The organism is Cyanobium sp. T1G-Tous (assembly GCF_024345455.1).
Taxonomy (GTDB): Bacteria; Cyanobacteriota; Cyanobacteriia; order PCC-6307; family Cyanobiaceae; genus Cyanobium_A.
Map to the genome: position 1 here is coordinate 193374 of NZ_JAGQBD010000002.1, position 14132 is coordinate 207505.

General features: G+C 66.2%; 15 protein-coding genes. 13 read left to right on the forward strand and 2 right to left on the reverse strand.

All coding sequences use genetic code 11. The features are described from left to right. Positions 1-11: 11 nt before the first annotated feature. Positions 12-2642: a DNA gyrase subunit A gene (gyrA, locus tag KBY75_RS02465; protein ID WP_255022829.1), complete on the reverse strand. Its 2631-nt coding sequence runs from the start codon at positions 2640-2642 to the stop codon at positions 12-14. Between the two features lie 47 nt (positions 2643-2689). Here gyrA and KBY75_RS02470 point away from each other — a divergent pair, with 47 nt between their 5' ends. From KBY75_RS02470 to rsmD, 7 genes are all read left to right on the forward strand, one after another. Continuing rightward, the gene (locus KBY75_RS02470) at positions 2690-3850 is read left to right on the forward strand and encodes a homocysteine biosynthesis protein (RefSeq protein WP_254935988.1); all 1161 of its coding nucleotides are present in this window, start codon (positions 2690-2692) and stop codon (positions 3848-3850) included. Between the two features lie 79 nt (positions 3851-3929). Beyond that, positions 3930-4433: a CAAD domain-containing protein gene (locus KBY75_RS02475; RefSeq protein WP_255022830.1), complete on the forward strand. Its 504-nt coding sequence runs from the start codon at positions 3930-3932 to the stop codon at positions 4431-4433. A gap of 65 nt (positions 4434-4498) precedes the next feature. Next, positions 4499-5662 (forward strand): GuaB3 family IMP dehydrogenase-related protein, encoded by a 1164-nt coding sequence (locus KBY75_RS02480; RefSeq protein ID WP_254935986.1) that lies wholly within the window; start codon positions 4499-4501, stop codon positions 5660-5662. Between the two features lie 211 nt (positions 5663-5873). Next, on the forward strand, positions 5874-6197 hold the full coding sequence (gene trxA, locus KBY75_RS02485; RefSeq protein ID WP_106501486.1) for a thioredoxin: 324 nt from the start codon (positions 5874-5876) through the stop codon (positions 6195-6197). Between the two features lie 53 nt (positions 6198-6250). After that, on the forward strand, positions 6251-7285 hold the full coding sequence (locus tag KBY75_RS02490) for an LOG family protein (protein WP_254935985.1): 1035 nt from the start codon (positions 6251-6253) through the stop codon (positions 7283-7285). Next, positions 7282-7905: an imidazole glycerol phosphate synthase subunit HisH gene (gene hisH, locus KBY75_RS02495; protein ID WP_255022831.1), complete on the forward strand. Its 624-nt coding sequence runs from the start codon at positions 7282-7284 to the stop codon at positions 7903-7905. Before KBY75_RS02490 ends, hisH begins: the two co-directional genes overlap by 4 nt. Next, positions 7902-8468 carry a 16S rRNA (guanine(966)-N(2))-methyltransferase RsmD gene (gene rsmD, locus KBY75_RS02500; protein WP_254935983.1) on the forward strand — a complete coding sequence of 189 codons (567 nt, stop codon included), beginning with the start codon at positions 7902-7904 and terminating at the stop codon, positions 8466-8468. Before hisH ends, rsmD begins: the two co-directional genes overlap by 4 nt. A 27-nt stretch (positions 8469-8495) precedes the next feature. On the opposite strand, the gene petG is transcribed toward rsmD, so the two are convergent. Further along, positions 8496-8606, reverse strand: a complete 111-nt coding sequence (petG, locus tag KBY75_RS02505; RefSeq protein WP_094559756.1) for a cytochrome b6-f complex subunit V — start codon at positions 8604-8606, stop codon at positions 8496-8498. Positions 8607-8681: 75 nt separating this feature from the next. Here petG and KBY75_RS02510 point away from each other — a divergent pair, with 75 nt between their 5' ends. From KBY75_RS02510 to KBY75_RS02535, 6 genes are all read left to right on the forward strand, one after another. Further along, positions 8682-9068: a c-type cytochrome gene (locus tag KBY75_RS02510; RefSeq protein ID WP_396097837.1), complete on the forward strand. Its 387-nt coding sequence runs from the start codon at positions 8682-8684 to the stop codon at positions 9066-9068. Then, positions 9065-9814, forward strand: coding sequence for an RNA methyltransferase (locus tag KBY75_RS02515; RefSeq protein WP_254935982.1), 750 nt, complete (start codon positions 9065-9067; stop codon positions 9812-9814). Before KBY75_RS02510 ends, KBY75_RS02515 begins: the two co-directional genes overlap by 4 nt. 105 nt (positions 9815-9919) lie before the next feature. Further along, positions 9920-10900 carry a serine hydrolase gene (locus KBY75_RS02520; RefSeq protein WP_255022865.1) on the forward strand — a complete coding sequence of 327 codons (981 nt, stop codon included), beginning with the start codon at positions 9920-9922 and terminating at the stop codon, positions 10898-10900. After that, positions 10897-12360 carry a DUF3370 domain-containing protein gene (locus KBY75_RS02525; protein WP_255022832.1) on the forward strand — a complete coding sequence of 488 codons (1464 nt, stop codon included), beginning with the start codon at positions 10897-10899 and terminating at the stop codon, positions 12358-12360. The genes KBY75_RS02520 and KBY75_RS02525 overlap by 4 nt, the downstream gene beginning before the upstream one ends. Next, a complete protein-coding gene (gene bchI, locus KBY75_RS02530) occupies positions 12357-13445 on the forward strand; it encodes a magnesium chelatase ATPase subunit I (RefSeq protein ID WP_254935980.1) in 1089 nt (362 codons plus the stop codon). Before KBY75_RS02525 ends, bchI begins: the two co-directional genes overlap by 4 nt. An 8-nt stretch (positions 13446-13453) precedes the next feature. Beyond that, positions 13454-14086 carry a hypothetical protein gene (locus tag KBY75_RS02535; protein WP_254935979.1) on the forward strand — a complete coding sequence of 211 codons (633 nt, stop codon included), beginning with the start codon at positions 13454-13456 and terminating at the stop codon, positions 14084-14086. The last annotated feature ends 46 nt before the right edge of the window (positions 14087-14132 follow it).

The following is a 14132-nucleotide window of genomic DNA, read 5'->3' on the forward strand; positions in this document are numbered from 1 at the left end:
GAACCTATGGCTCAGGCATCTAGGGCGGCATCGGCCGGGGCCTCACCAACCACCTCCAGGACGGGCAGCTCCTCATCTTCGGCAGCTGGTGGCACCAGCACCACTTCGCTGAGGCGATCGCGGGCATCGAGCTTCTGCAAGCGCACCCCTGTAGCAGCCCGCGACTGCTGCGGCACCGCATCAGCCTGGGTGCGCACGATCACCCCCTTCTCGCTCACCAGCAGCAACTCCTCGCCGGCCCCGAGCACCTTGAGGCCCACCAGCACATCGCTCTTATTGCGGAACTTGATCGCCCGCAGGCCCATGCCGGCGCGCTTCTGCAGGCGGAACTGATCCACCGGCACCCGCTTACCCAGGCCGCTGGCACTGGCCACCAGCACCCAAGGACCCTCGCTCGGTGCCACCTCCTCACTGTCGTCGTCTTCGGCGCTGGCCGAGCTCGCCACCCGATCGGCGAGCTCGGCGGGCAGCACATCCATGCTCACCAGCTGGTCGCCGGGGCGCAGATTCATGGCCCGCACGCCGCGGGCTGTGCGGCCTAGGGGTCGCAACTCCTCGTCGTTGAGACGGAAGTGGATCGTCATGCCGTTGCGCGAGCCGATCAGGATGCTGTCGCCGGGCAGGGCCAAACGCACCCAGGTGAGGGCATCCCCCTCCACCAAATCGATGGCGATCAAGCCATTGGAGCGGATGTTGGCAAAGGCCGATAGACGGGTGCGCTTAATCGTGCCGCCACTGGTGAGCATCACCAGCACACCGTCATCGGTGAATTCGCTCACCGCCAGCAGCGAGGTGATCTGCTCCTCGCGGGGAATCGGCAACATCTGCACAATCGGCGTGCCCTTGGCAGCGCGGCTGCAGATCGGCACCCGATAGGCCGGCACGGTGTAAACAACACCGCGATCGGAGAACAGCAGCAGGTTGTCGTGGTCGTTGCAGCTGATGAACAGCCGCACCGCCTCCTCGCCCTGGGTCTTGGTGCCGGCCTTGCCGCGGGTGCCGCGGCTGGTGGCCTCAAATTCGCTCACCGGCATCCGCTTCAGGTAGCCGTTCTCGGTGAGCAACACCACCGAACGCTCATTAGCGATCAGGTCGATATCTTCGAGGCCGCCCTCGAGATCCAGAATCTCAGTGCGGCGAGGGGAGTGGTAGCGAGTGCGGATCGCACCGAGCTCTTCGGTGATGATCGTGAGTACGCGCTCGCGATTGGCCAGGATGTCTTTGTAGTCGGCAATCTTGGCGACCAAATCCTCATGCTCAAGGCGGATCTTGTCGGCCTCGAGGGCCGTCAGTCGCCGCAGCTGCATCTGCAGGATGGCGTCGGCCTGGATCTCACTGAGGCCGTGGCGCTCCTGCAGCTGCACGCGGGCAGTGGCCGCATCGGAGGCCGCCCGGATCAGGGCAATGATCGGATCGAGTTGGTCTAGGGCCAGCAGCAGGCCCAGCAAGATATGGTCGCGCTCCTCGGCTTTGCGCAGGAAGTAGCGGGTGCGGCGCTCGATCGTCTCGATGCGGAAGTCGAGAAACACCTGCAGCATTTTGCGCAGGGTGAGCAGCACCGGCTCCGACTTCACCAACGCCAGCATGTAGGCGCTGAAGTTGTTTTGCAGCGGCGTGAGTTTGAACAGGTTGTTCAGCACCACCTGGGGGTAGGCATCACGGCGCAATTCGATCACGACCCGCATGCCATCGCGGTCGGATTCATCGCGGATATCAGAGATTCCCTCAAGCTTCTTGTCGTTTACCAGCTCGGCAATCCGCTCAATGAGCGAGGCCTTGTTTGTTTGGAAGGGCAATTCGGTGATGATCACCGCATCGCGGTCGGGGCGGCCCTTCACCTCCAGCGTTTCAATCGAGGCGACGCCCCGCATCGTCACTGAACCGCGACCGGTGGTGTAAGTGTCACGGATACCGCGGCGACCCAGGATCTGGCCTCCCGTGGGGAAATCCGGCCCCGGGATGATCGCCATCAACTGCAGATCGTCGATGTCGGGGTTGGCGATCAGCGCCAGCGTGCCGTCGATCAGCTCAGTGAGGTTGTGGGGTGGGATGTTGGTCGCCATGCCCACGGCAATGCCGGTGGAGCCGTTGAGCAGCAGCTGCGGAATCCGCGCCGGCATCACGGTGGGCTCCTGCTGGGAGCCATCAAAGTTGTCGGCGAAGTCGACCGTCTCGGCCTCAATATCGTCGAGCAGGCTGTCGGTTGTCAGCGCCTGCAGCCGTGATTCGGTGTAACGCATGGCGGCCGGGGGATCGCCGTCCACCGAGCCAAAGTTGCCGTGCCCATTCACCAGGGGCATGCGCATGTTGAAGTCCTGGGCCATCCGCACCAGGGCGTCGTACACCGCCGTGTCGCCGTGGGGGTGGTACTTACCAAGCACCTCACCCACCACACGGGCGCACTTCCTGTAGGGCCGGTCGCTGGTCAGACCCAGCTCATACATCGCGTAAAGAATGCGCCGGTGCACCGGCTTGAGGCCATCGCGGGCATCGGGCAGGGCCCGACCCACGATCACGCTCATCGCATACTCCAAATAGGAGCGCGACATCTCGTTGCGCAGATCGGTCAGGATGATCCGCGAATCACCGTTGCCGCCGGACTCCCCCGGTATGTCAGCACCGGGTCCGCTGGGGTCCGCCATGGATGACCGTCTTTAGCAACGGTCAGTTTATCTAAAGCCCAGGGGGAATGCCCAAATCCGATCCATTCCCGCCACGCCAGGAGGCGGAGCTAAGGCTCAAGCAGCAACGGGGCCAGCTGCAGGTGCGCGCCGCCGCTGATTTTCGCAGCCTGGTGCAGCAAGCCGGGCTGGCCGAGGCCTACGCCAGCACTGATGTGGTGGTGGCAGCCGATGCGGGTTTCAGCGACCAGGCCAGCCTGCTCCTAAGCCTCGGCCCCACGGATCCACCCATCCGCCTGCGCGACGTCCAGCTGGCCGGAGTGGCGGGGTTAGCGGGCTGCGGCAGCGGCGAGCTGGTGCTGCCGATCGGCGGCGGCCTAGGTGATGCGATGGGCGGAGCCCAGCTGCTCGGCGCCCTGCTGCAGGGCCAGTCGCTGCCCTTCAACGCCAGCGGCGAGGCCACCGCCCTGCACCCACGCCGGGAGCTGCACACGGAGCTAGGGCTGGAACAGATCGGCGCTGGCCGGCTGCTGCTGCAGCGGGCCATCACTGAAAACGGCGTAGTGGCCCTCAGCCAGGCGCAGGGGCCCTGCCCCAGCCCCTACGGCACCCTGCTGGGTCCAGCCGCCAACGCCCTCTATTCCTGCGGCGGCGCCGGCAGCATCGGCCTCACCATGCCGGGGTTGTCGCTGCTGGGGCCTGGCTCACCGGTGCTGGTGGGCGGCGCCATCGGCTGGGTGATTGGCGCTGGCAGCGGCCACCAGCCCGGTTGCCGGCGCCAGGCCAGCGGCCATGCCCGCACCCCCGGCGCGGCCGCCGCCGTGAGCGTGGATTTGCATGGCCTGCGGCCCGAGTGGGTGCGGCCTTGTTTTTTTGAGGGCCATGGCAGCGCCCTACTGATTGCGATTGCGGCGCCGGTGCCCCTGATCAATGCCGAGGTAGCGCGCCAGGCCGCCGCTGGCCCCCAAGAGCTCGAGGCGCCCGTGCTCGACCTGTCGGTGCCGCGGCGCATCAAACCCAGCCTGGGGTCGGTGAGCTACGCCGAACTGCTCAGCGGCACGATCCAGGTGGCAGGCCGCTCGGTGGCCTGTGCGCCCTCCCACAGCCCGCGCCTGGCCGCCGCCGCCAGCGAGGCCCTGATAAAAGCCCTTATCGAAGGCAGCTTCCCCCTGCGCCTACCTGTCGTGCCGCTGAGCAGCCGCCCCAGCTTGCTGCCGATTGAGGCCTAGGGCTTGGTGTCCCAGCCAACCGCACCTAAGCTCCCGCCACATTCATATCTCCGCCGCGCCGCCCGCCGCTCCGCTCGCCATGGCCGACGACACCACCATCAACCCCGACACCGATCCCGCCAGCCCCAGCCAAGAGGTTGAGGCTGTTCAACAGTCAACTGAACAAACCGCTCCACAGGCAGTTGAACAGCCCACTCCACAGGCGGCGCCCCCCGAGCCCAGCATCGCCGCCACCCTGGTGATTGAAGCCGAGCCCCAAAACGGCGAAGGTGGTGAGTGGGAACTGCTGCTGGGCAAGCTGCGCCAGTGGCTCGATCAAAACGAGCTCAACAACCTGTGGGCCCAGGCCCGCAAACCGGTAACCATCCTGGCTGGCCTAGTGGGCCTGCTGCTGGTGCTACGGGTTTACAGCGCCGTGCTGGGCGCCCTCGACAGCCTGCCCCTGGTGCCCGGCCTGCTCGAGCTGGTTGGGGTGGTGTGGGCGGTGCGCTATGGCATTCCCAAACTGCTGCGCAGCAGCGAGCGCGAACGGCTGCTGGGCGGTCTGCACCAAAGCTGGAAAGCCTTCCGCGGCAAGGACTGATCCCGCCTTGCCCCGTGGCCTGCGGGCGGCTGGTTGATAGCTTGGCCCGAATTAGTTGACTCCAGGTGGACATTCAGCTCGGTCGCTTCCGCACTGTGCGTCGTGCCTATGGCATCGACGAGATCGCCCTGGTGCCCGGTGGCCGCACGGTTGATCCAGCTATCACCGATAGCAGTTGGAGCCTTGGCGGCATCAGCCGCGAGATTCCGATCATCGCCAGTGCCATGGACGGGGTGGTCGATGTGGCCATGGCGGTGGAACTGAGCAAACAAGGAGCCCTAGGCGTTTTGAACCTGGAGGGCGTCCAGTGCCGCTACGACGACCCCAATCCCATCCTCGACCGCATCGCAGCGGTGGGCAAGGAGGACTTCGTGCCCCTGATGCAGGAGCTCTATAGCCAGCCGGTGCGGGAAGACCTGATCCGTCAGCGGATTGCCGAGATCAAGCAGCAGGGCGGCATCGCGGCGGTGAGCGCCACTCCAGTGGCCGCCCTGCGATTCGGCAAGGCCATCGCCGAAGCCGGCGCCGACCTCTTCTTTGTGCAGGCAACGGTTGTCAGCACCGAGCACATCGGCCCTGAGGGCCAGGAGAGCCTCGATCTCGAGCACCTTTGCCGCACCTTCGGGGTGCCCGTAATCATTGGCAATTGCGTCACCTATGAGGTGGCACTGAAGTTGATGCGGGCCGGCGCCGCCGGCGTGATGGTGGGCATCGGCCCCGGTGCTGCCTGCACCAGCCGCGGCGTGCTGGGTATTGGCATTCCCCAAGCCACCTCTGTTTCCGACTGTGCCGCCGCCCGCGACGAATATTTCGCCGAGAGCGGCCGCTATGTGCCGATCGTGGCCGATGGCGGCATCGTCAACGGCGGTGACATCTGCAAGTGCCTGGCCTGCGGTGCCGACGCCGTGATGATCGGCTCCCCCATTGCCCGCGCCAGCGAGGCCCCCGGCCGGGGCTTCCACTGGGGTATGGCCACCCCTAGCCCGGTGCTGCCCCGCGGCACCCGCATCAAAGTTGGCACCACCGGCAGCCTGGAAAAGATCCTGCGGGGTCCGGCCGGTCTCGATGACGGCACCCAGAACCTGCTGGGCTGTATTCGCACCTCGATGGGCACCCTCGGCGCCCGCACCATCAAAGACATGCAGAAAGTGGAAGTGGTGGTTGCCCCATCCCTGCTCACCGAGGGCAAGGTTTACCAAAAAGCCCAGCAGCTCGGCATGGGCAAATAGGCCTGGGCGGGCGTTTCTACAGCCAGGGCAGACGGCAGCGTTAGCCTCAACAGGTGCGAGCTTCGGCTCTCACACTCCTCACACCCTCCAGCCCGGCGCGTCCGGGCCTTTTGTCTTCCCGCTGCCCAGGCTCACCGGATCACGACCTGCAACGGTCGTGGGTAGGCCTTAAACAACCTTGCTAGATTCGCCAAACCCTGATCCTGCAAGGATGTCCAGCGCTGCCGCTGTCACTGATGCCTCCTTTGAGCAAGACGTGCTCAAAAGTGATTTGCCCGTGCTGATCGATTTTTGGGCCCCCTGGTGCGGCCCTTGCCGCATGGTGGCGCCAATCGTCGACGAAATTGCCACCGAATTCGAAGGCAAGATCAAGGTGTTCAAGCTAAACACCGACGAGAATCCCAACGTCGCCAGTCAGTACGGCATCCGTAGCATCCCCACCCTGATGATCTTCAAGGGGGGCCAGAAGGTCGACACCGTGGTTGGTGCCGTGCCTAAAACCACCCTGTCGTCCACGATTTCTAAGTACCTCTGAGCGCAGTTGAGCATCTAGTTCTGAGCGACCCATCCCATTTCGGCCAGAGCCCTTTGCAGGTTCTGGCCCATGAGCTCGAAGACCACCCCCAGCGGCATCTGATCGAGCGATCCCTTGTTTCCCTGCTGCAGGTGGGTCGCCATGAGCGTGGCCGAGATGAATGGCGGCTGATCAGTGGCGCCCTAGCCGACATCAGTGAGGCCCTTGAGGTCTTTCGCCCCCGCCGCCATACCCGCAAGATCACCGTCTTCGGTTCAGCTCGCACGGTGCAAAGCGACCCCAGCTACGCGTTGGCCGAAGAGCTGGCCCGCTACGCGGTGGCCGCTGGATTTGATGTAATGACGGGTGCTGGCGGCGGCATCATGGAGGCCGCCAACAGCGGTGCCGGCTGCGAGGCCAGCATCGGCCTCAACGTTGACCTGCCGTTTGAGCAGCACGCCAACCGCTTTGTGAGCAGCTGCGATGGCCGGCTGCTCCACTTCCGCTATTTCTTTACCCGCAAGCTTTTCTTTTTGCGCGAGAGCGATGCCCTGGTGGTGATGCCAGGCGGCTTCGGCACCCTCGACGAGCTGTTCGAATCGCTCACCTTGATCCAAACCGGCCGCACCCCGCCGATTCCCCTGGTGCTGCTTGCCCCACCCGGCAACCCCTTCTGGAGCGGCTGGCAGCGGGACGTCAACCAGGGTTTGGCCGCCAGCGGCCTGATCTCCCCCGAAGACGGCGACATCTTGATGGAGGCCCACAGTGCCGAGGAGGCAGTGGCCCACATCAGCCGCTTCTATCACCTTTTTCACTCCGCCAGGCTGGGCGAAAACCGCATCGAGCTGCTGCTCAACTGCGCCCTGCAGCCAGTTCAGCTAGCTGCCCTCAACCTGCAGTTCGATGATCTGGTGGATGAGGGCGTTATCCAGGCGAGCGAGACCGTGGACGATGCCGGCCTGCTGCGCCCCTGCCTGAATTTCCACTTCAATCGCCGCCGCATCGGCCGGCTCTACCAGCTGCTCGACACCCTCAACTGGCTGGAGGTACCGCCAGAGCAGCTGCTGACGGAGCCCGGTCGCCGCCAACCTAGTTCTTCAGCCCCATGAGTCGCCTCGGCTTGATCGATTACGGCATGGGCAATCTGCACTCAGTGCAGCGGGCTTTCGAACGGCTCGGCGCAACGGTGCAGACCGTCCATAGCGGCGCCGAAATGGAGGGCTGCAAGGCCCTGGTGCTGCCAGGGGTGGGAGCCTTTGATCCGGCGATGGAGCGCCTGCGCCAGGGTGGTCTAGCCGAGGCGATCACGACCTGGTGCGCCGCCGGCCGGCCCCTGCTGGGCATTTGCCTGGGGCTGCAGCTGCTGTTTGAGGCCAGCGATGAGGGCGAAGCCGCCGGCCTGGGCCTGTTCCAGGGGCGGGTACGGGCCCTGCCCCGCCGACCTGGCCACCCGATTCCGCACATGGGCTGGGAGCCCCTGCTGCCAGCAAACCCCAGTCCCCTGCTGCCGGCCGCCAGCCCGGAGAGCTGGGTGTACTTCGTGCACTCCTACGCCGCCGAACCCAGTGATCCGGCCTGCAACACCGCCCTGGTGCGCTTCGCCGACACCACCGTCACCGCCGCGGTCTGGCAGGGCGCCATTGGCGCCTGCCAGTTTCACCCGGAAAAATCAGGCCCCCACGGCGAGGAGATCCTGCGCCGCTGGCTGGCCTGGCTCGATGTCTTATGAGCCTGCGGCTTAGCGGGGGCCGGCGGCTGCAGAGTCCACCGGGCAGCATCGCCCGCCCCACCAGCTCCCGGGTGCGGCTGGCGACAATGAACCTGCTGGCAGCCGAGCTGCCCGGCTGCGCCTGGCTGGATCTATGCAGCGGCAGCGGCGCTATGGCCTGCGAAGCCCTGCATCGGGGTGCTAGCCGAGTTGTGGCGATCGAGCAGGACCGCCGCATCGCCGCCGTGGCCCGCACCAATCTCGAGGTGGTGCATCAGGGGCTGGGAGAAGCCAGCCGCCAAGCGAGCGCCTGGGCGGTGCACTGCCGCGAGGTGGGGCGTTGGCTGGCGGAGCCAAATCAACAGGCAGCCTTTGATTTGATCTATGCCGACCCCCCCTACGCCGCAAACCTTTATGCCCAGATAGCAAATGGTGTGCTGGCAGGGGGCTGGCTCAAGCCAGGCGGCACCTTGATCTGGGAATGCGCTAGCTCAGAGCTGCCAGCGCTTCCAGCCGGATGGAGCAAGCGCGATCAACGTCGTTACGGCAGCACCAGCTTGCTGCTGCTGGACCAAGTCAACTAACGAGTCAACTGAGGCGCCGACTGAAGTTCAGTCGAGCAGGGTGCCACGGCGATACTGGTTCCAGGCGGCTACAAACAAACCAGCCAGGGTCACGGGGATCAGACCGAGCACGATGCCGCAGAGCAGGGGTTCGATCATGGGAGCACTGACAAGGCGTTCAGGGCACAATTGTTCCACGCCCATCCCCCACACCGCGAGCGCCCTGCACCAACTGTGACCGGCCAACCCCTAAACCCAGATGCCGCTAAGAGGCGCCGCGGCCTGATCGCTGCCCTGGTGGGCATGGCGGCCGCGGCCTGCATCGTGGCGGTGTTGCTTGTGCTGCCTGCAGCCCAGGCCGATCCCTACAGCCGTCAGACCCTTGAGCTCACCGGCTCCAGTGAAAAAGGCGGCCGGCTGTTTCGGCTCAATTGCGCCGGCTGCCACGGCATCGCCGCCCAAGGGCTGGTGGGCCCCAATCTGCATGGCGTAGCCGCCCGCAAGAGCTCCCGCCAGCTGATCCAGCAGGTGGTGAGTGGCCGCACGCCACCGATGCCCCGCTTCCAACCGGAACCCCAGGCCATGGCCGATCTGCTGGCCTACTTGAACGGTCTTGTGTGAGCAGCGCCGCCCAGCTGGCCGTGGTGCTGGTGGAACCCTCCGGGCCGCTCAACGTCGGCAGCGTCGCTCGCCTCTGTGCCAACTTCGACGTAGGTGAGCTGCGCCTGGTGGCGCCCCGCTGCGACCACCTCGGCGAGGAGGCCCGGCGCATGGCCGTGCACGGCGGCTGGCTACTGGAGCAGGCCCGCCTGTTCCCCAGTCTCAGCGCCGCCCTGGCCGACTGCTGCCGGGTGGTGGCCACCAGCGGCCGGCGGGCCGGCGAACCCCTACCCCTGCAAGCACCGGAGCCAGCCCTGCGCTGGCTGGCCCAGGCCAGTGGCCCCTGCGCCCTGGTGTTCGGCAGGGAGGATCGGGGCCTCAGCAACGACGAGCTGCTCCAGGCTGGCCAGCTGCTCACCCTGGGCAGCGGCGACGCCTACGCCTCCCTCAACCTCTCCCACGCTGCAGCCCTGGTGCTGCATAGCTGGCATTGCTTAGAAAGCAGCCTGGGCAGCGGCCCTGAGGTTGGCGCCCTGCCGGAGCCAAGCGACCGCCAGGGCCTCGAAGCGATGCTCGGCGATGCCGAGGCCCTGCTGCTCGACGTGGGCTTCCTCCATCCCCACACTGCCCACGCCCGCATGGCCAAGCTGCGGGGGCTGCTGCAGCGGGCCCAAATCTCCACCGAAGAGGTAGCACTGGTGCGCGGCATGGTGCGCCAGCTGCGCTGGGCCAGTGAGCGCGAGAGCAACCCTGGTCAGACCCCTTAACTTCAGGTCACTTCGTTGGAGTGGCCCGTGACCGCTGGCCGTCAGCCCCGTAGCCCTAAGAACCGCTGGGGAGGCCCCTTTCGGTTGGTGTTGCGCCTGGTGGTGATGGGAATTGGTCTGGGCGTAGTCACCGGCACCAGTCTGAAGCTGCTGGCCCCCCGCCTGGCCCAAGGCGCCATCAAGGCCCCCAGCCTCGACCTCGGCGCAGCCAGCAACAGCAAGGGCCTCGATCCAGGCCAGTTCGAAGCCCGCACGGAGCTGGCAGCCGTGAGCAAGCGCTGGGGTGAGCTGGCAGCGGCCCAGAAAGACCTCACCGCCAGCGCCTTCCTGCTGGTGCTCGACGACGGCCGCTTTGCCCAGCTGCAACCCGACCTACCCCTGCCGGCCGCCAGCTCAATCAAAACGCCGATTCTGCTGGCAGGCCTGGAAGACCTCGATAACGGCAAGTTGCGCTGGAACGAGCCCCTGCCCCTCACCAAAGAGGTGGTGGGCGGCGGAGCCGGCTGGATGGCCAACAAACCGGTGGGCACCCGCTTCCCGTTTTTTGAAGCAGCCACCGAGATGATCCGGGTGAGCGACAACAGCGCCACCAACCTGCTGATCAAGCGTCTAGGCGGCAAAACGACCCTCAATGAGCGTTTCACCGCCATGGGCCTGCCTGCGACGGCAGTCAATAACTGGCTGCCCGATCTCGACGGCACCAACACCACCAGCAGCCGCGACCTGGCCAAGTCGATCGCCATGGTGGATATCGGCGAAAGTCTTAGTCCCCGGGCACGGGACCTGTTTAGGGAAATCATGGGCAGCTCCCGCACCAACACCCTGATTCCCCTCGGCTTACTCCAGGGGCTCGGTAAAGATGCCGCCGACCCCGACAGCGAGCTGCTCAGTTTCGGCATCACCGTCTACAACAAAACCGGTGATATCGGCATTGCCTACGCCGATGCGGCCCTGATCCAGCTCCCCAACGGCCAGCGCGCCGTGGCGGCCTTCATGGTGAAAGGTCCGTTCAACGACCCCCGCTCCACCGATCTGATCCGCGCCATGGCAGCTGAAGTATCAAAAACCCTGGTAGGTCGCAAATGAACCGCGCTCGCCTGCTCCAGGCCAGCTGGCTGCCCCTGCTGCTGCTAAGCAGCCTGGCTGCCCCCGCCCTGAGCCAGACCAAAGCCAACCCAGCGGCCCCGCTGCTACGCCCCCAGACCGTGGCGCCCTTGAGCGGCGGACTGGATCGGCTGCTGCTGGTAAACGACAACAATCCCGAGCTGATTCGCGAGCCCGGGATCCTGCTCTCCACTTTCCCCGGCGCCGGCCGCGGCGTGCCTGCAGCCCACCTCGATGTGGCCTTGAACGGCCGCTTCGACCTGTTCAGCCATCACGTGTATGCGGGCAAGCCGGAGAGCCTCGACTCCACCCTGTGGCTGGCGGTGCTGGCCGCTCCCCGCGGCCCCGGCCCCGTGACCCTGAAGCTGCTGGCTGGCTCGACAGCCCTTTCCCAGGCCGTGGATCCCGGCCAGGCCGGCGCACCCTTCCTGCCCCTGCCAGACCTGATGGTTCAGGGCACTACGCCGGTGTGGGCTGGCCCCGGCAGCCGGGTGGCCACCGAATTGCTGGCCCGCCAGCGCAGCACCGAGCTGCCCGCCAGCTGGATCCTGCCCCCAGGCGCCGCCACCACCCTGCTGGTGCTGCCCCTGCCGGTGCGGGGCCTTGATCCCCTGCTCAACGGCCGCAACCTGCAGCTGCGGCTGGAGAGCTCGGCCCCTGTGAGCCTGGCCACCCTGGCCGCTTTTGGCAGCGGCAACGCGCCACCGCCGGCCGGTGCCTGGGCCGCCCTGCTGGAGGGGGATCTCAGCCCCCGGGAGCACAGCCCCACCCCCCGGGGCAGCAAGGGGGGGATGGTGTATTCGCGGGTGAGTGGGGTGCAGGTGGGCAGCACCTGGCGCAGCCGCCTCAGCGATCCCGGTAAAAACTGGCTGAGCGTGAGCCGGGCGCCGATCTCCTGGCCGATCAGCAGCCTGGAGCGGGGCACTCTCGGCAGCGGCCAGGTGCAGACCGCCGAGCTGCAGGCTTTCTACCCGGGCACCGCCTGGGCCGCCCACGGCAACTACGGCGTCGAATACGACCTCAGCATCCCCCTGCGCAACGACACGACCAAGCCGGTGACGCTGCAGCTGGCCCTGGAATCGCCGCTCAAGGGCGATGCCGCCATTGGTGGCCTGCGCTTCAAAAGCATTAACGGCATCAATAGTGGCAGCCGGCCAGTGATGTTCCGCGGAACGGTGGAGGTGACGGGCCTCGATGGCGCCAGCCCGGGCAGCAGGCCCCTTGGCCGGCGCAGCTTCCATTTGGTGCAGCGTGCTGGTGAACCCAGCCCCGCCTTCGGCACCATCAGCCTGGCGCCAGGGGCCAACCGCCAGCTGCAGGTGCGGCTGATCTATCCGGCCGATGCCACCCCGCCCCAGGTGCTCAGCCTGTTGCCGCTTCCAGATCCAGCTATGAACCCAGCTGTGAAACAATCCGAATCAACTCCAGCCAGCCAGCCGTGACGCCAGTTCGCAAGCGCAGGGTCTTCCCCTTCACCGCGATCGTCGGGCAGGAGGAGATGAAGCTGGCCCTGCTGCTCAACGTGATCGATCCGCGCATTGGCGGCGTGATGATCATGGGCGACCGGGGCACAGGCAAATCGACCACGATCCGGGCCCTGGCCGACCTGCTGCCCGAAATCGATGTGGTGGCCGGCGACCCTTACAACAGCTCCCCCAGCGACCCAGACCTGCAGAGCACCGAGGTGCGCGCCCGCGCCGAGCAGGGTGAGGAGCTGCCGGTGGAGCCCCGCCAGGTGCCCATGGTCGACCTACCCCTAGGCGCCACGGAAGATCGCCTCTGCGGCACGATCGACATCGAAAAGGCCTTGAGTGAGGGCGTGCGGGCCTTTGAGCCCGGCCTGCTGGCCAAGGCCAACCGCGGCCTGCTCTATGTGGACGAGGTGAACCTGCTCGACGACCACCTGGTGGACGTGCTGCTCGATTCAGCCGCCTCCGGCTGGAACACGGTGGAGCGCGAAGGCGTGAGCGTGCGCCACCCGGCCCGCTTCGTGCTGATCGGCTCCGGCAACCCGGAGGAGGGGGAGCTGCGGCCCCAGCTGCTCGATCGCTTCGGGATGAGCGTGGAGGTGCGCACAGTGCGCGATCCAGAGCTGCGGGTGCAGGTGGTGGATCAGCGCACCGCCTTCGACAGCGATCCAGACGGCTTCAACAACGCTGTGCAAACCACCCAGGACGCCCTGCAGGACCGGGTGATTGCGGCGCAGAAGCTTCTGAATCAAGTGGCGATCGATGCCGACCTACGCATTCGCATCTCGGCGGTGTGCGGCGAGCTGGATGTGGATGGCCTGCGCGGCGACATCGTCACCAACCGGGCCGCCCGGGCCCTGGCCGCCTTCGAGGGTCGCACCGAGGTGGGCGAAGAAGACGTGGCTCGCGTTGTGGCCTGCTGCCTGCGCCATCGCCTGCGCAAAGACCCTCTGGAAACGATCGACTCCGGCGACCGGGTGGTGAAGGTGTTCTGCAAGGTGTTCGAGCGCTCCGACAGCAGCGATCGCAGCGCCTTCGAGCTGGCATTGGTGGGGTGAACCACCCCATGGCCTCCCGAGCCTCATCTGCTGACTGCATCGGCCGGGTGATGCTTTTCACCGCCTGTATCGGCCTGATGCCACTGGCCCCCTCCGCTCGGGCCACGCCTGAGCTGGTGGTGCTGATGCGGCATGGCCACAAAGGTCCTGGGGGGTCCAATTACAACCTGTCGGCGCAGGGATTCGAGCGCGCTATTGCGCTGGCCTCGCTGCTGCCGCACTGTTTTGGGCGCCCCAGCCAGATCCGCAGCTTCTATCTCGATCCCATTTCCAGTAAGAACGCCCGCAGTTACCAGACGGCCGTGCCTCTAGCGGTTGCTACCGGCGTAGACATCGCCATCGACCTCGCCTCCCGCGAGGATTCTTTCCAGTCAGGACGCCAAATTCTCACCGATCCGAGCGTTGCCGGCGGCAGGGTGGTGCTGTTCTGGGAACACCGTCGCCTGCCGCAGCTCGCCGCAGGCCTGGGCTGGCCAGCGATGGCACCGATCGCCGACGACGACTTCGACCAGCTGGTTGTGCTCCGCTACCGGCCGTCCCTAAAGCAGCCCGAGGTGCGGATCTACAGCCAGGCCCAGCTGCTCGATGGCCAGCAGCGCTGTGAACCACGCCTGGAGCCTCGTCAGCAACCGCGGAGCTGACCATCGCCGGCCCTGAAGTCCTCAAATATTGCCTCCCCCCAATTGT